Below are 13,009 nucleotides of genomic sequence, written 5' to 3' on the forward strand. Positions count from 1 at the left end.
CGTCACCGCCCGACAATTCGTGCGTGCGTCAGCCACCCAACATCGACCAGGAGACCAAGACGACCATGTCTGACAAACCGACTGGCGCAACGACGACGCGGACGCGCCCCGAAGATATCCAGGCCCACTACGACCTGTCCGACGACTTCTTCGGCCTGTTCCAAGACCCCACCCGGACCTACAGCTGCGCCTACTTCGCGCGCGAGGACATGACGCTGGAAGAGGCGCAGATCGCCAAGATCGACCTGAACCTGGACAAGCTGGACCTCAAGCCCGGCATGACTCTGCTGGACGTCGGGTGCGGCTGGGGCACCACGATGAAGCGGGCGATCGAAAAGTACGACGTCAACGTCATCGGGCTGACGCTGTCGAAGAACCAGCGCGACCGCTCCCTGCGGGTGCTGGACTCGATCGACACCAACCGCTCACATCGGGTGCTGCTGCAGGGCTGGGAGGACTTTCACGAACCCGTCGACCGGATCGTGTCCATCGAGGCTTTCGAGCACTTCGGCCACGAAAACTACGTGCCGTATTTCAAGAACTGTTACGCGATCATGCCCGACGACGGGCGGATGACGGTGCAAAGCAGCGTCAGCTATCACCCGCACGACCCGAGGATGCGCGGCAAGAGGGTCAACTTCCAGACCGCACGCTTTATCAAATTCATCATCACCGAGATATTCCCGGGCGGCCGGCTGCCGACCACCGAGATGATGGTCGAACGCGGCCAGGAAGCCGGTTTCATTGTGCCCGAACCACTTTCGCTGCGGCCGCATTACGTCAAGACGCTGACGATCTGGGGTGATGCGCTGGAAGCCAACCGGGAGAAAGCCATCGAGGTGGCCTCCGAAGAGGTCTACAACCGGTACATGAAATACCTGCGCGGCTGCCGCGACTACTTCGCCGACGAGATGCTGGACTGCAGCCTGGTCACCTACCTCAAACCGGGCGCGGTTCGCTAGCGCGAGAAGACGCAAAATCCACCATTTCGTGCCGAAATGGGAGGGTTTTGCGTCTTCTCGCGGCCGATTGTCGGATTCGCGGCGCGTCGTTCGTCGCAGAGGTAGAGAGTGGAGCAACCTGCTCCGCTCACTACCGGAGGTGACAGCACCATGCAGTACTTTGCGCTGTTGATCAGCAAGGAGCAGGACCGCACGCTCGACGAACGGGCCGCACTGATGACGGCGTTCGAGCAGTTCCACGCCAAGGCGGCCGCGGCAATCCGGGCCGGTGATGCCCTGACACCGCCGGCGGCCGCGGTGCGCATCACCGGCGGCCCCGACAGCCCGGCCATCACCGACGGCCCGTTCCCCGAATCCGCCGAAGTGGCCTGCGGCTACTACGTATTCGACGCGGAAAACCTCGACGAGGCACTGGCATTGGCGCGTGATATCCCGGTCGCTGCGTACGGGGCGGTCGAAGTCTGGCCGATGTTTGGCTCGTTCCAGCCCAGCAGGCCGCTGGAGGGCACCCACTGGCTGGCTCTGCTGCTGGAACCACCGCAGTCGGCGTTTGCCCCCGGCACACCGGAGTGGCAGACCGTCGCAGCCCGGCACGGCGACTTCATGACCGCGGCCGGCGATCACATCGTGGGCGGGGCCGCGCTGCATGAGCCGGCGACGGCGACCACCGTGCGCGTCCGCGACGGCGAGGCGCTGCTGACCGACGGACCCTACGTCGAGGGCGCCGAAATCGCCAACGGTTTCTATGTGCTGAGCGCCGCAGACCGAGACGAGGCGGTGAAACTCGCGTCGCAGATTCCGGCAACCACCGTCGAGGTGCGCCAGCTTGCTGGGGTCTCGCACCTGTAGAACCGCGAATGGCTGACCTGGACAGCGTCTTTCGGCGTGAATGGGGTCCGGCCGTGGCCACGCTGGCCCGCTGGTCCGGTGACCTCACTGTTGCCGAAGACGCTGTCCAGGAAGCCTGCGCCGAGGCGCTGCGGGCATGGCCGCGCGACGGTGTGCCCGAGCATCCCGGTGGTTGGCTGGTAACGGTTGCCCGCAACCGCGCCCGCGACCGGCTGCGCCGCGAATCGGCGCGTCCCGGAAAGGAATTGGCAGCTGTGGTCGACGAGATCCGGGCTCGCACCGAGCACACCGAACCGCATCCGGTGCGTGACGACGAGCTGCGGATGATGTTCACCTGCGCGCATCCGGCGCTGGACCGGGCGTCGCAGCTGGCGCTGACGCTGCGGCTGGTGTCCGGTTTGACCGTCGCCGAGATCGCCCGCGCGCTGCTGCAGACCGAGGCCGCCGTCGGCCAGCGAATTACCCGCGCCAAGAACAAGATTCGCCACGCCAATATCCCGCTGCGGGTGCCGCCGGCCGAGTTGCTGCCCGAGCGCACCCCGCACGTGCTTGGCTGCATCTACTCGATTTTCACCGAGGGCTACTGGTCCACGGCGGGCCCGTCGGCCATCCGCGACGAACTCTGCGACGAAGGAGTCCGGCTGGCCGGCGAGCTGTGCGCGCTGATGCCCGCCGAGCGCGAGGCACATGCGCTGGCAGCCCTTGTGCTGCTTCATGATTCGCGCCGAGCGACGCGGGTCGACACCGACGGGGCGCTGGTGCCGCTGGAGGAGCAGGACCGCCGCCGATGGGATCGGGCCCGCATTGCCCGGGGTTTGGACCGGCTGCGGCTGGCTCACGGGTCCACCGGCCCCTACCTGCCGCAGGCGGTGATCGCCGCGCTGCACGCCACAGCCCCGTCGTGGGAAGACACCGACTGGCCGGGCATCTGCGCGGCTTACGACCGGCTGCTGCAGTTGACCGACTCGCCGGTGGTGCGCGCCAACCGCGCGTTGGCGATCGGATTGCGCGACGGGCCGCACGCCGGGCTGGCGACGTTGCAGGAAGTGGCCGACGATCCGCGAGCGGCCCGCGTGGTGCCGTCGATCCGCGCCGATCTGCTGCGCCGCGCGGGCCGGCCCGACGAAGCGCTCGTCTGGTATCGAAAAGCGTTGCAGGCCAACGGCTCGGAGCCCAGCCGCGACTTCCTGCGCCGCCGCATCGCCGAATGCGGCGGCTAGCGGCGGAAAGCTACACTTCGGCGAAGTTGCGCGTGATCGTCGGGTCGACCGGAATGCCCGGGCCGGTGGTCGTCGACATGGTGACCTTCTTCAGATAGCGGCCCTTCGACGTCGACGGCTTGAGGCGCAGTACCTCGTCGATCGCGGCGCCGTAGTTCTCCGCCAGCCGCTTCTCGTCGAACGACGCCTTGCCGATGACGAGGTGCAGATTGGCCTGCTTGTCCACCCGGAAGTTGATCTTGCCGCCCTTGATGTCGGCGACGGCCTTGGCCACGTCGTTGGTGACGGTGCCGGTCTTGGGGTTGGGCATCAGGCCGCGCGGCCCGAGAATCCGGGCGATACGCCCGACTTTGGCCATCTGATCGGGCGTGGCGATCGCGGCGTCGAAGTCCAAGAACCCGCCCTGGATCTTCTCGATCAGGTCGTCGCTGCCGACCACGTCCGCGCCGGCGGCCTCGGCCTCGGCGGCTTTCTCCCCCGCCGCGAACACCGCGACCCGGGCGGTCTTGCCGGTGCCGTGCGGCAGGTTGACGGTGCCGCGGACCATCTGGTCGGCCTTGCGCGGGTCGACACCGAGCCGGATAGCTACCTCGACGGTCGCGTCCTGATTCTTCGACGAGGTTTCCTTGGCCAATTTGGCCGCTTCCAGCGGGGAGTACACCCGGGTGCGGTCGACCTTCTCGGCGGCGGCGCGATATGCCTTGCTTTTCTTGCTCATTGAATTACCCATCCAATCAATGGTTGTGGTTGCGATGCGGGCCGAAGCTGGCCCTCCCACTTCGTGTTCAATTGTCGGACTCCTCGTCGGGCCACGGGCGGCCCGCATCGTGGTCGTCCGGTCGAGCGCTACTCGACCGTGATGCCCATCGACCGGGCGGTCCCGGCGATGATCTTGGCGGCGGCGTCGATGTCGTTGGCGTTCAGGTCGGCCTTCTTGGTTTCGGCGATCTCGCGAACCTGACCCCAGCTGACCTTGGCCACCTTGTCTCGGTGCGGCTCGGCCGAGCCTTTTTGCACGCCCGCGGCCTTGAGCAGCAGCTTGGCGGCAGGTGGTGTCTTGAGCGTGAACGTGAAGCTGCGGTCTTCGTAGACGGTGATCTCCACCGGGATCACATTGCCGCGCTGGTTTTCCGTCGCCGCGTTGTAGGCCTTGCAGAACTCCATGATGTTCACACCATGCTGGCCGAGCGCGGGGCCGACCGGCGGCGCAGGGTTGGCCTGTCCCGCTTCAATCTGCAGTTTGATCAGCCCGACGACTTTCTTCTTCGGGGCCATGTGTTCCTTTCTGGGCTCGTTGCCGGCGATCCGGCGGCTAGATCTTGGAGACCTGGCTAAAGGTCAATTCCACCGGTGTCTCCCGACCGAAGATGGACACCAGCACCTTGAGTTTCTGTTGTTCGGCGTTGACCTCGCTGATCGTGGCCGGCAGCGTGGCAAACGGCCCGTCCATGACGGTGACCGACTCGCCGACCTCGTAGTCGACCTCGACGGGAGCCCGCTCCAGCCCGCCCTCGGCGGGAGCCGCGGCAGCCGCCGCGCCCTTGGCCGGCCTCTTCGCCGCCTTCTGCGGTAGCAGGAATTTCACGACGTCGTCGAGCGACAGCGGCGACGGCCGGGAGGTCGCGCCGACGAACCCGGTAACACCCGGGGTGTTACGCACCGCGGACCAGGAGTCGTCGGTGAGTTCCATGCGCACCAGGATGTAGCCCGGCAATACCTTGCGGTTGACCTGCTTGCGCTGGCCGTTCTTGATCTCGGTGACTTCCTCGGTGGGTACCTCCACCTGGAAGATGTAGTCGCCGACGTCGAGGTTTTGTACGCGGGTCTCGAGGTTGGCTTTCACCTTGTTCTCGTAGCCCGCATAGGAGTGGATGACATACCACTTCCCGGGTTTGCTGCGCAGCTCTTGCTTGAGCGCTTCGGCCGGGTCGAGCTCCTCGGCCGGCTCGCCAGCACCCTGCTCCTCGGCCGCAACGGCGTCGTCAGCAACCACGTCGGGGTTAGCCTCTGCCGCCTCCGCTAGGTCGACCGTCTCACCCGAGGGCATGTCGCCGTCGAAGGTAGTCACGGTTCTTCGTCCTCTCTGATAACTTCGCGCGCCCTAGCCGAACACCAGCAGCACCAGCTTGGCCAGGCCGAAATCCGCCAGCCCGATCAGCGCCACCATGAACGCCAAAAATGCCAGCACCACCGAGGTGTAGGTCATCATCTGCTTGCGGTTGGGCCAGATCACCTTGCGCAGCTCGGCAACGACCTGCTTGAGGTAGCCGTAGACGAACGCAAACGGGTTGCGGGACGGACCGGACACCTTCTTGGCGGTCTTGACCTTCGTGTCCACGCCGCTCTTGGCGAGGTCGACCGCTGTGCCGGCGGCATCCGCGCGCACCCGCGACCGCTTGCCGGTGGGCCGTTGCGGCCGCGTCACCACGGCCGTGCGGCCGCCGCGCCGCTCCTCGATGTCGGTGCCGGCGTCGGCACCGACGCGCTCGTCGCTCACCGCCTGCTCCTTTGTCCGCCTCGTCCGTGCCGCCTATGGCCACCCTCCAGTGTCCACCATGACACGGATCCAATTGTCCGGTTCCCCGGGGCCGTCTCGGCCCGCATCGTCACCGCACGCCTTCCCCGTCAGCAGGGGCGACAGGACTTGAACCTGCAACCTGCGGTTTTGGAGACCGCTGCTCTGCCAGTTGAGCTACGCCCCTTCGAGGTTGGCCGGCCAACCTGCATTGCTGCGGGGCTTACATGACGCGCGCGCTACCCGTCAGGTAACCGGACAGCGCGCTGGTGATGGGCAAACCCCGAGGTCCGAGTGTACATCGGAGCAGGTCTTAGTGACTAATCACGCGATCCGGATGACCTGCCCGGATTCCCTGTCCCACTTGATCATGGTGGAGCCCGCACCCTGCTGGCCCATCAACGTGGTGTAGGCCTCCAGCACCAGTTCGCCAGCGTCGTTGGTGCACAGGTTTCTGGTGACGACGATGTCGGCGCCGAACCGCTCGTCCACCGAGTGAATGTCCATGCGGGCCCACAGCTTGTCGCCGGCCTTGATCGGCTTGTGGTAGATGAACTTCTGGTCGACCTGCACGATCTGCATGGTCTCGTAGCCGGTGTCGACGTGCTTGAAGAAGTCCTGCTGGACCAGCCGGGCGAAAATGCTGGTGAAGGTCAGCGGTGCGACGATGTTGTCGTAGCCCAGTTCGGCGGCGGCGTCCTCGTCGAAGCTGGCCGGGTCGTCACACTTGGTCGCCCGCGCGAAGTCGCGGATTTGTTCGCGGCCCACCACGAAGTAGTCCGGGTACCGCCAGATCATCCCGCGGACATCGGTTTTGATCGCCCCCATGGTTAGGCCAGCCTCGCTGATGCGATCGCGCGACCGAAGATCTTCTTGCCCCCGGTGGTGGCGGTGAGCGCAATCGTCACCGACTTGGATTCCGGGTCCACCGACTTCACCCGGCCGTTGAACACGATCTCAGCGCCCTTGCCGTCGTTGGGCACCGGCACCACGGAGGTGAACCGCACGTTGTACTCGGTCACCGCGCCCGGGTCACCCACCCACGACGTGACGTAGCCGCCGCCAATGCCCATGGTCAGCATGCCGTGCGCGATGGCGGTGTCGAGCCCCACATGTTTGGCGATTTCGTCGTCCCAGTGGATCGGGTTCAAGTCACCGGAGACCCCCGCATAGAACACCAGGTCCTGGCGGGTCAGCGGGTAGGTCCGTTCCGGAAGCTGGTCGCCCACTTTCACCGAGCTGAACTCACGCAGCGCCATCAGAAAATCCCTCTTCTCCGTCCTCGCCGGCACGACCGGCCAGGGTCGTGTAGGTCTCCATTACCAACTCTCCGGCATCGTTGGTGCAGATGTTTTTGGTGACGATGATGTCGGTGCCGTGCGCCCTGCGCACCGAATCCACGTACACGTCGCAGTAGAGCTTGTCGCCCACTTTGAGCGGCTTGAGGTATTTGAGCACCTGGTCGACCTGGACCACCTGGGCCTCGTGGATCGCGATGTTAGCGAAGTCGAAAAACGCTGATTGCGCCTGATAGCCGAACACCGAGATGAACGTCAGCGGCGCTGGCAAACCGTCATAGCCTAGCTCAGCGGCGGCTTTCTCCTCGAAAAACATCGGGTCGTCGTTCTTGACGGCGGCGGCGTATTCGCGGATCTTCTCCCGCTCGACCTCGTAGTGGTCGGGGTAACGATAGTGCATCCCGACCAACTTGGAAGACAGCGACACGAGCCGTAACCTTACCTAGCCAGCCTGCGTAACCGCGTGTGGGTCAGGGCTACCGTGTCTCTCGGTGCGGCTGGTGCTTGCCGCAATTGGGGCAGAATTTCTTCAGCTCCAACCGGTCGGGGTCGTTGCGCCGGTTCTTCTTGGTGATGTAGTTGCGGTGCTTGCACACCTCGCACGCCAAAGTGATCTTCGGTCGAATGTCGGTGCTGGAGGCCACGTCAGTTCTCTTTCACTGATCCGTTTTGTCTTGTAGCGATGGCCGGACTCGAACCGGCGACCTAACGATTATGAGTCGTTCGCTCTAACCGACTGAGCTACATCGCCCCAGGGCCGCGTTGCCCTTGCTTTTGGGCCGCCAGCCTGCTCGGCGTCCGCCGAGCCCCCTAACGGAATCGAACCGTTGACCTTTTCCTTACCATGGAAACGCTCTGCCGACTGAGCTAAGGGGGCATCACCCGAAGCGACCGAGCCGTGCCGCGGGCCTAAAAGAGGGTACAGCCTGCGCCATAGCGCGACCAAACCATGAGCCGGCGCGAATCGGACAAAACCGGCCGCTCAAGCCAACCGCGGGGTCAGCCCTTCTCCCCGGCTCGATGCGGGTCGAGTGCGCTCAGACCGTACGGGTCTTCTTCCTCCAGCGAAAGGTCTTCCTCGTCGGATCCGCGGACGAGGGTCCGCAACGCGAGGTGGACGGCTTCCCGTGGGCCGTGAACGTGGTATCGGCGTATTGCCTCGTTGAGGAGCTCCTCATCGATCTGGATCTCGTACTTCCGAAGCGCCATGTCCAAACGATACCCAGTTAGCCACGCCGTCAACCAGTTAAGGGCGCAAACCCCGGTGCCTCTGCTTCGACGTCCGCCCGGTCCTAGTCTGGAAGGCGTGCCAGATTCGGACCGGCTGTATTTTCGCCAATTGCTTTCCGGTCGCGACTTCGCCCGCGGCGACATGTTCGCGACGCAGATGCGCAACTTCGCCTACCTGATCGGCGACCGCCAGACCGGCGAGGCGGTGGTGGTCGACCCGGCCTACGCCGCCGGGGATCTGCTCGACGCGCTCGAACACGACGGGATGCACCTGTCGGGGGTGCTGGTCACTCACCACCATCCCGACCATGTGGGCGGTACGATGATGGGCTTCCAGCTCAAGGGGCTATCCGAGCTGCTGGAGCGCACCAACGTCCCGGTACACGTGAATACCCATGAGGCGCTGTGGGTTTCGCGTGTCACGGGGATCAGCATGGACGACCTGACCGCGCACTGGCACGGCGACAAGGTCCGTGTCGGCGACATCGAGATCGAGTTGCTGCACACGCCCGGCCACACACCGGGAAGCCAGTGCTTCTTGCTCGACGGGCGACTGGTCGCCGGGGACACGCTGTTTCTGGAAGGCTGCGGGCGCACCGACTTTCCCGGCGGCGACTCCGACGAGATGTACCGCAGCCTGCAGCAGTTGGCCAAGCTGCCCGGCGACCCGACAGTGTTTCCCGGGCATTGGTATTCGGCCGAGCCGAGTGCCTCGCTGTCGGAGGTCAAGCGCTCCAACTACGTCTACCGCGCCTCGAACCTGGATCAGTGGCGAATGCTGATGGGCGGCTGAAGCGCAGCGTTCACCGCTCAGCAAAGCGGGCGCGTCAGCCAACTTTCCGGTGCGTACCGGCGCGTGTGATATAAGCGGAGGATGGATTCGACGGGATGGATCCAGAACCGCTGGCAAGGCGTGACCAGCGCGGGCTGGGGCACGTGGTTGGCGTGGGCCGCGTGGGTTGCGCTCGCACTTGGAGTCGTCGCGATCATCTACACCAACCGGCAGATCCAGCGCCGCAACCGCTTGACCGCCGAGCAGACCCGCCCGCACGTCGCCATGTTCATGGAACCGCACGCCGCCGACTGGCATGTGATCGAACTGGTGGTGCGTAACTTCGGCAAGACCGCGGCCTACGACATCCGGTTTTCGTTCACCAACCCGCCGACCGTGGCTGAATACGAAAACGCCCGCGACGGCTACGCCGACGTCGTCGAACTGAAGCTGCCCAGCGAACTGCCGGTGCTCGCACCCGGCCAGGAGTGGCGCATGGTGTGGGATTCGGCGCTCGACCGCGCCGAACTCGGCGAGGGCATCGAGTCCCGCTTCTCGGGCACCGTCACCTACTACGACCGCCCCGAGCAGCCGCGCAGCTGGAAGTTTTGGCAAGGCGAGCGGCGTCCCCTCCAGACCAATGTGGTGCTCGACTGGGATGCCCTGCCGCCGGTGCAGCGCGTCGAGTTGATGACGACCCACGACCTGGCCAAGCGGGAAAAGCAAAAGTTGGAGCTGCTGCGCAGCCTGCTGACCTACTTCCACTACGCAAGCAAGGAAACCCGGCCCGACGTGTTCCGCAGCGAGATCGAGCGCATCAACCGCGCGGTGCGAGAGACCCAGGACCGTTGGCGCACGCGGCAACTCGAGGAGCCCACCGACGTCAGCCTGCGCTGGGGTGAGGCCGAGGAGGAGCTGGGCAAGCACCACGACCAGCGGGTCTGACGCGATGAGCAGCCCGGTCACCTATCGTCGCGACGACACCATCGCGGTCATCCGGATGGACGACGGCAAGGTCAACGCATTGGGTCCCACCATGCAGCAGGCCCTCAACGAAGCGCTGGACAACGCCGACCGCGACGACGTGGGCGCCGTGGTGATCACCGGCAACGACCGGGTGTTCAGCGGCGGGTTCGACCTGAAAATCCTGACCGGCGGGCAGGTGCAGCCGGCGCTCGAAATGCTCAAGGGTGGTTTCGAACTCGCCCACCGGTTGCTGTCGTATCCCAAGCCGGTGGTGATGGCTTGCACCGGGCACGCTATCGCCATGGGCGCGTTTCTGCTCTCCAGTGGGGATCATCGAATTGCCGCGCCCGCCTACAACATTCAGGCCAACGAGGTCGCGATCGGTATGACGATTCCGTACCCGGCGTTGGAAATCATGAAGCTTCGGTTGACGCCGTCGGCGTTTCAGCAGGCCGCTGGGCTGGCCAAAACCTTCTTCGGCGAGACCGCGATCGCGGCGGGCTGGATCGATGAGATCGTGCTGCCCGAGATGGTGCGTTCCCGCGCCGAAGAAGCCGCCCGCGAGTTCGCCACGCTCAACCAGCACGCTCACGCCGCGACCAAGCTGCGGACGCGCGCCGAGGCGCTCAACGGCATCCGGGCCGGGATCGACGGCATGGCCACCGAGTTCGGGCTCTAGGTTGCCTAGGGCATTTCTGCTTGGGTGACATGGGCAAGCAGACCGCATCGCGAACTATGGGGGATACCTCACTGGTCACTACGGGCGGAACTGATCAAGGTAGCTGGACCAGTCCCAGGTCGACAGGAATTCCTGCGCGGCCGCATACCCCTTGTGGTAGAGCCCTTCGAGGTTCTTTCTTGAAATGCCGAAATCGAGAACGTTGACGTCGGTCGAAACCACCTGGATTGCGCGGGACTTAACCCATGGCTGGTTCAGGTAGGCCTGGTCACGACCAACCAACATGGTGGTGATGAGACTTTGCAACAGCGCCGTCGGTCCCAATAGGCGTAGCGGGGTGAGCGCGGGGAAAAGATTGTGGATGCCTTCGGCGAGTTTGGGCAGCACTGTTATCCCGAAGGTCGGCCACCGCGGCGGCTTGCCGTCGAATCGGTCGAAACAGTAGATCGGGAAGTTCGACAGCACGCCGCCGTCGACCAGGGTCGACGTCAGTCCCTCGGCGCTGGTCAATGAGACCGGAGGATAGAAGAACGGGATCGCCATCGAGGCGCGCACCGCATCGGCGACTAGCTGCTCGTCGGGGTCGAGGCCGTAGACGCGCCGATAGTCCCACGGCAACCGCACCAGCTGGCTGGTGGTTAGGTCTGCGACTGTGACCACGAGCTTGTATCGGCGTTCCTCGAGCAGGTGGCCCTCGTCGAAGGCCAGATCGCCGAACGTCGTCACGCCGAGATTCTTCAGTTCACTGCGCACCCACTCATAGGCGAAGTCGCCACGATACATGCTGGTTTGCCGGAGCAGCCCCACCGCAGATCCGACGACAGGGACGGGCCCCGCGTCGCGCCACTTGCGCAGCGGCACAGACAGCGCGAGCTCCGTGATCTCCTCGGCTGTCAGCTGGCTCCCCTTCGAGGCGGCCGCAAGGATTGCGCCGACCACCGAGCCGGCCGAGACACCCGCGACCCTTTGCACCGAATATCCGGCGTCCATAAGGGCGACGATGGCGCCCACCAGCCCGATGAACTTCACCCCTCCGCCGGAAAGGACAAGGTCCGCGAGCTTGCTGTCCCGCGCGTCGTCCGTCGACTCCCTCCCCATTGGGGACAGCTTACCCAGCCGTCACACCAGACACGTCAGCACCGCTCAGCTGTCAAACGGATGCTGGGCAGCAGTGCTGCCGATTGCCGCGGAGGCCGTTAGCTTTCAGCCGCAACCCATTCGTAGGGAAGGAATTTCCCGTCGAATGTCACGACTACCCGATCGCCCGACGGATGCGGTTTCTTCTGCACGTCGACGCTGAAGTTGATCGCGCTCATGATGCCGTCGCCGAACTGTTCGTGGATCAGCTCCTTGATCGCCGGCCCGTAGACCTGCAGGGCTTCGTAGAAGCGGTAGATGGTCGGGTCGGTCGGCACCGCGGTGGGCAGCCCGCCGCGCATCGGCGGCGCCGCCAGCACCGGCACCACCGACTGGTCGAGGCCCAGCATCTCCACGAGCACCTTGCCTAGCTCGGCCGGGATCGGCTGCTGACCCAGCAGCGCCGAGATGGTCCAGGCCACCGGTTTGCCGATCGCGTCGGCGAGTTCCTGCCAGGACAGACCCTTTTCCAAGCGGGCCGCCACGATTTGTTCGGTGATCTCGTTTCGATTCATGGGTTTCAGGATGCACCCGGCTTCGTCGCGATCACCAGATGCGTCGCCCCCCACGGACCGCCGTACCACATGCGCCATCCCAGGTTGCGTCGCTGCACATCGGCCCAGCCGAGCTCGCGCAACTGCTGGGCATGCTGACGGGTTTCCCACAGGTCCGCGATGGCCAGCCGGCCGCCTGGGCGCAGCACGCGCACCGCTTCGAGCAGGGCCAGGCGGCGGCCTTCCCGCGTCGGAATGTTATGGATGGCAAGGCTACTCACGACCACGTCGAAGCTTTCGTCGTCGAACGGCAGCGCGGTCATGTCGGCGGTGCGCACCTCGACGCGGTCGGCGACGTCTTCTAGTCTCGCGTTGGTCATCGTGGCGGTCGGCGAATTGTCGGTCTGGTCGGCGCGCCACAGGTCGATGCCGACAGCCCGCCCGCGGGGCAGCCGCTTCGCCGCGGCCAGCAACACCGCGCCGCGACCACACCCCAGATCCAGCAGCGTCTCGTCGCCCCGCAGTCGCAGCCCGTCGAGGATCTCGTCCCACACCTGAAACTTGCCGATCCGGGTGGCGTGCAGGTAGAGGCCGGCGCTGCCGATCATCCCGAGGCCCGCGGTTCCCGCCAGCGCGGCGGTCGCCCGTTTACCGCGGGCAAGGCCGATCGCGGCCCAGGCCAGCAGGGCGGCGGATGCTACGGCGATCCCCGCGCCTTGCGCGGGCGCCGAAATGGTATGGAATGCCCCGTCGATTCCGTAGTCGCCCTTGTGGCCGTGTGTCGCCGTTTGCGTCATGGCGAAGGCATCCCCGGCTTCCATGTCGTCCTCTCGTCCGCGCCGCTGCCATCGACCATGCTGCCATCGGCGGTGCGGGGCGGCGGCGAA

The 13,009-nt window shown here is 65.3% G+C and carries 18 protein-coding genes and 3 tRNA genes; 6 read left to right on the forward strand and 15 right to left on the reverse strand.

The window, feature by feature from the left end; all coding sequences use genetic code 11:
* Nucleotides 1-65 precede the first annotated feature (65 nt).
* From MYXE_RS19425 to MYXE_RS19435, 3 genes are all read left to right on the forward strand, one after another.
* Nucleotides 66-962, forward strand: coding sequence for a cyclopropane mycolic acid synthase family methyltransferase (locus MYXE_RS19425; RefSeq protein WP_085198215.1), 897 nt, complete (start codon nt 66-68; stop codon nt 960-962).
* A 150-nt stretch (nt 963-1,112) separates the two neighbouring features.
* Nucleotides 1,113-1,811, forward strand: coding sequence for a YciI family protein (locus MYXE_RS19430; protein ID WP_085198213.1), 699 nt, complete (start codon nt 1,113-1,115; stop codon nt 1,809-1,811).
* A gap of 8 nt (nt 1,812-1,819) precedes the next feature.
* Nucleotides 1,820-3,031 (forward strand): RNA polymerase sigma factor, encoded by a 1,212-nt coding sequence (locus tag MYXE_RS19435; RefSeq protein WP_085198138.1) that lies wholly within the window; start codon nt 1,820-1,822, stop codon nt 3,029-3,031.
* A gap of 10 nt (nt 3,032-3,041) precedes the next feature.
* On the opposite strand, the gene rplA is transcribed toward MYXE_RS19435, so the two are convergent.
* The 12 genes from rplA to MYXE_RS19495 all read right to left on the reverse strand — a co-directional run bounded on the left by rplA (nt 3,042) and on the right by MYXE_RS19495 (nt 8,053).
* On the reverse strand, nt 3,042-3,749 hold the full coding sequence (rplA, locus tag MYXE_RS19440) for a 50S ribosomal protein L1 (protein WP_085198135.1): 708 nt from the start codon (nt 3,747-3,749) through the stop codon (nt 3,042-3,044).
* Between the two features lie 128 nt (nt 3,750-3,877).
* The gene (gene rplK / locus MYXE_RS19445; RefSeq protein WP_085198133.1) at nt 3,878-4,306 is read right to left on the reverse strand and encodes a 50S ribosomal protein L11; all 429 of its coding nucleotides are present in this window, start codon (nt 4,304-4,306) and stop codon (nt 3,878-3,880) included.
* Between the two features lie 37 nt (nt 4,307-4,343).
* Nucleotides 4,344-5,099: a transcription termination/antitermination protein NusG gene (gene nusG, locus MYXE_RS19450; protein ID WP_085198131.1), complete on the reverse strand. Its 756-nt coding sequence runs from the start codon at nt 5,097-5,099 to the stop codon at nt 4,344-4,346.
* A 33-nt stretch (nt 5,100-5,132) separates the two neighbouring features.
* A complete protein-coding gene (gene secE / locus MYXE_RS19455) occupies nt 5,133-5,528 on the reverse strand; it encodes a preprotein translocase subunit SecE (RefSeq protein WP_003921199.1) in 396 nt (131 codons plus the stop codon).
* 132 nt (nt 5,529-5,660) lie between these two features.
* A tRNA-Trp gene (locus tag MYXE_RS19460) sits at nt 5,661-5,733 on the reverse strand.
* A gap of 137 nt (nt 5,734-5,870) precedes the next feature.
* Nucleotides 5,871-6,374, reverse strand: a complete 504-nt coding sequence (gene hadC, locus MYXE_RS19465) for a (3R)-hydroxyacyl-ACP dehydratase subunit HadC (RefSeq protein ID WP_085198128.1) — start codon at nt 6,372-6,374, stop codon at nt 5,871-5,873.
* Between the two features lie 2 nt (nt 6,375-6,376).
* On the reverse strand, nt 6,377-6,805 hold the full coding sequence (gene hadB, locus MYXE_RS19470) for a (3R)-hydroxyacyl-ACP dehydratase subunit HadB (RefSeq protein ID WP_048890308.1): 429 nt from the start codon (nt 6,803-6,805) through the stop codon (nt 6,377-6,379).
* Complete coding sequence (gene hadA, locus MYXE_RS19475) at nt 6,792-7,244, reverse strand: (3R)-hydroxyacyl-ACP dehydratase subunit HadA (RefSeq protein ID WP_415624494.1); 453 nt, start codon at nt 7,242-7,244, stop codon at nt 6,792-6,794. The genes hadB and hadA overlap by 14 nt, the downstream gene beginning before the upstream one ends.
* A 76-nt stretch (nt 7,245-7,320) precedes the next feature.
* Entirely contained in the window at nt 7,321-7,488 is a 168-nt protein-coding gene (gene rpmG / locus MYXE_RS19480; protein WP_048890310.1) for a 50S ribosomal protein L33, read from the reverse strand.
* A gap of 33 nt (nt 7,489-7,521) precedes the next feature.
* Nucleotides 7,522-7,595 (reverse strand) — tRNA-Met (locus MYXE_RS19485).
* Nucleotides 7,596-7,648: 53 nt separating this feature from the next.
* A tRNA-Thr gene (locus MYXE_RS19490) sits at nt 7,649-7,721 on the reverse strand.
* Between the two features lie 122 nt (nt 7,722-7,843).
* Nucleotides 7,844-8,053 carry a type II toxin-antitoxin system VapB family antitoxin gene (locus tag MYXE_RS19495; RefSeq protein WP_085198121.1) on the reverse strand — a complete coding sequence of 70 codons (210 nt, stop codon included), beginning with the start codon at nt 8,051-8,053 and terminating at the stop codon, nt 7,844-7,846.
* A gap of 97 nt (nt 8,054-8,150) precedes the next feature.
* Between MYXE_RS19495 and MYXE_RS19500 the strand changes: the two genes are divergently transcribed.
* The 3 genes from MYXE_RS19500 (at nt 8,151) to MYXE_RS19510 (ending at nt 10,491) form a co-directional block, all read left to right on the forward strand.
* Nucleotides 8,151-8,867: an MBL fold metallo-hydrolase gene (locus MYXE_RS19500; RefSeq protein ID WP_085198118.1), complete on the forward strand. Its 717-nt coding sequence runs from the start codon at nt 8,151-8,153 to the stop codon at nt 8,865-8,867.
* An 81-nt stretch (nt 8,868-8,948) separates the two neighbouring features.
* The gene (locus MYXE_RS19505; protein WP_085198115.1) at nt 8,949-9,791 is read left to right on the forward strand and encodes a hypothetical protein; all 843 of its coding nucleotides are present in this window, start codon (nt 8,949-8,951) and stop codon (nt 9,789-9,791) included.
* A 4-nt stretch (nt 9,792-9,795) separates the two neighbouring features.
* On the forward strand, nt 9,796-10,491 hold the full coding sequence (locus MYXE_RS19510) for a crotonase/enoyl-CoA hydratase family protein (RefSeq protein ID WP_085198112.1): 696 nt from the start codon (nt 9,796-9,798) through the stop codon (nt 10,489-10,491).
* A gap of 78 nt (nt 10,492-10,569) precedes the next feature.
* Here the strand turns inward: MYXE_RS19510 and MYXE_RS19515 are convergent, their stop codons facing one another.
* The 3 genes from MYXE_RS19515 to MYXE_RS19525 all read right to left on the reverse strand — a co-directional run bounded on the left by MYXE_RS19515 (nt 10,570) and on the right by MYXE_RS19525 (nt 12,943).
* Entirely contained in the window at nt 10,570-11,589 is a 1,020-nt protein-coding gene (locus tag MYXE_RS19515) for a patatin-like phospholipase family protein (protein ID WP_085198109.1), read from the reverse strand.
* Between the two features lie 98 nt (nt 11,590-11,687).
* Nucleotides 11,688-12,143, reverse strand: a complete 456-nt coding sequence (gene cynS, locus MYXE_RS19520) for a cyanase (protein ID WP_462931601.1) — start codon at nt 12,141-12,143, stop codon at nt 11,688-11,690.
* 5 nt (nt 12,144-12,148) lie between these two features.
* Nucleotides 12,149-12,943, reverse strand: a complete 795-nt coding sequence (locus tag MYXE_RS19525; RefSeq protein ID WP_085198107.1) for a class I SAM-dependent methyltransferase — start codon at nt 12,941-12,943, stop codon at nt 12,149-12,151.
* Nucleotides 12,944-13,009 lie beyond the last annotated feature (66 nt).

This window comes from Mycobacterium xenopi (assembly GCF_009936235.1).
Classification (GTDB): Bacteria; Actinomycetota; Actinomycetes; order Mycobacteriales; family Mycobacteriaceae; genus Mycobacterium; species Mycobacterium xenopi.

What these genes read in the sequence shown, in the direction of transcription:
- hadB (WP_048890308.1), bottom strand. Translation starts at nt 6,805, where the DNA reads ATGGCGCTGCGTGAGTTCAGCTCGGTGAAAGTGGGCGACCAGCTTCCG.
- MYXE_RS19505 (WP_085198115.1), top strand. Translation starts at nt 8,949, where the DNA reads ATGGATTCGACGGGATGGATCCAGAACCGCTGGCAAGGCGTGACCAGC.
- MYXE_RS19510 (WP_085198112.1), top strand. Translation starts at nt 9,796, where the DNA reads ATGAGCAGCCCGGTCACCTATCGTCGCGACGACACCATCGCGGTCATC.
- MYXE_RS19495 (WP_085198121.1), bottom strand. Translation starts at nt 8,053, where the DNA reads ATGGCGCTTCGGAAGTACGAGATCCAGATCGATGAGGAGCTCCTCAAC.
- cynS (WP_462931601.1), bottom strand. Translation starts at nt 12,143, where the DNA reads ATGAATCGAAACGAGATCACCGAACAAATCGTGGCGGCCCGCTTGGAA.
- MYXE_RS19430 (WP_085198213.1), top strand. Translation starts at nt 1,113, where the DNA reads ATGCAGTACTTTGCGCTGTTGATCAGCAAGGAGCAGGACCGCACGCTC.
- hadA (WP_415624494.1), bottom strand. Translation starts at nt 7,244, where the DNA reads ATGCACTATCGTTACCCCGACCACTACGAGGTCGAGCGGGAGAAGATC.
- MYXE_RS19515 (WP_085198109.1), bottom strand. Translation starts at nt 11,589, where the DNA reads ATGGGGAGGGAGTCGACGGACGACGCGCGGGACAGCAAGCTCGCGGAC.
- rplA (WP_085198135.1), bottom strand. Translation starts at nt 3,749, where the DNA reads ATGAGCAAGAAAAGCAAGGCATATCGCGCCGCCGCCGAGAAGGTCGAC.
- MYXE_RS19425 (WP_085198215.1), top strand. Translation starts at nt 66, where the DNA reads ATGTCTGACAAACCGACTGGCGCAACGACGACGCGGACGCGCCCCGAA.
- hadC (WP_085198128.1), bottom strand. Translation starts at nt 6,374, where the DNA reads ATGGGGGCGATCAAAACCGATGTCCGCGGGATGATCTGGCGGTACCCG.
- rplK (WP_085198133.1), bottom strand. Translation starts at nt 4,306, where the DNA reads ATGGCCCCGAAGAAGAAAGTCGTCGGGCTGATCAAACTGCAGATTGAA.
- MYXE_RS19525 (WP_085198107.1), bottom strand. Translation starts at nt 12,943, where the DNA reads ATGGAAGCCGGGGATGCCTTCGCCATGACGCAAACGGCGACACACGGC.
- MYXE_RS19435 (WP_085198138.1), top strand. Translation starts at nt 1,820, where the DNA reads ATGGCTGACCTGGACAGCGTCTTTCGGCGTGAATGGGGTCCGGCCGTG.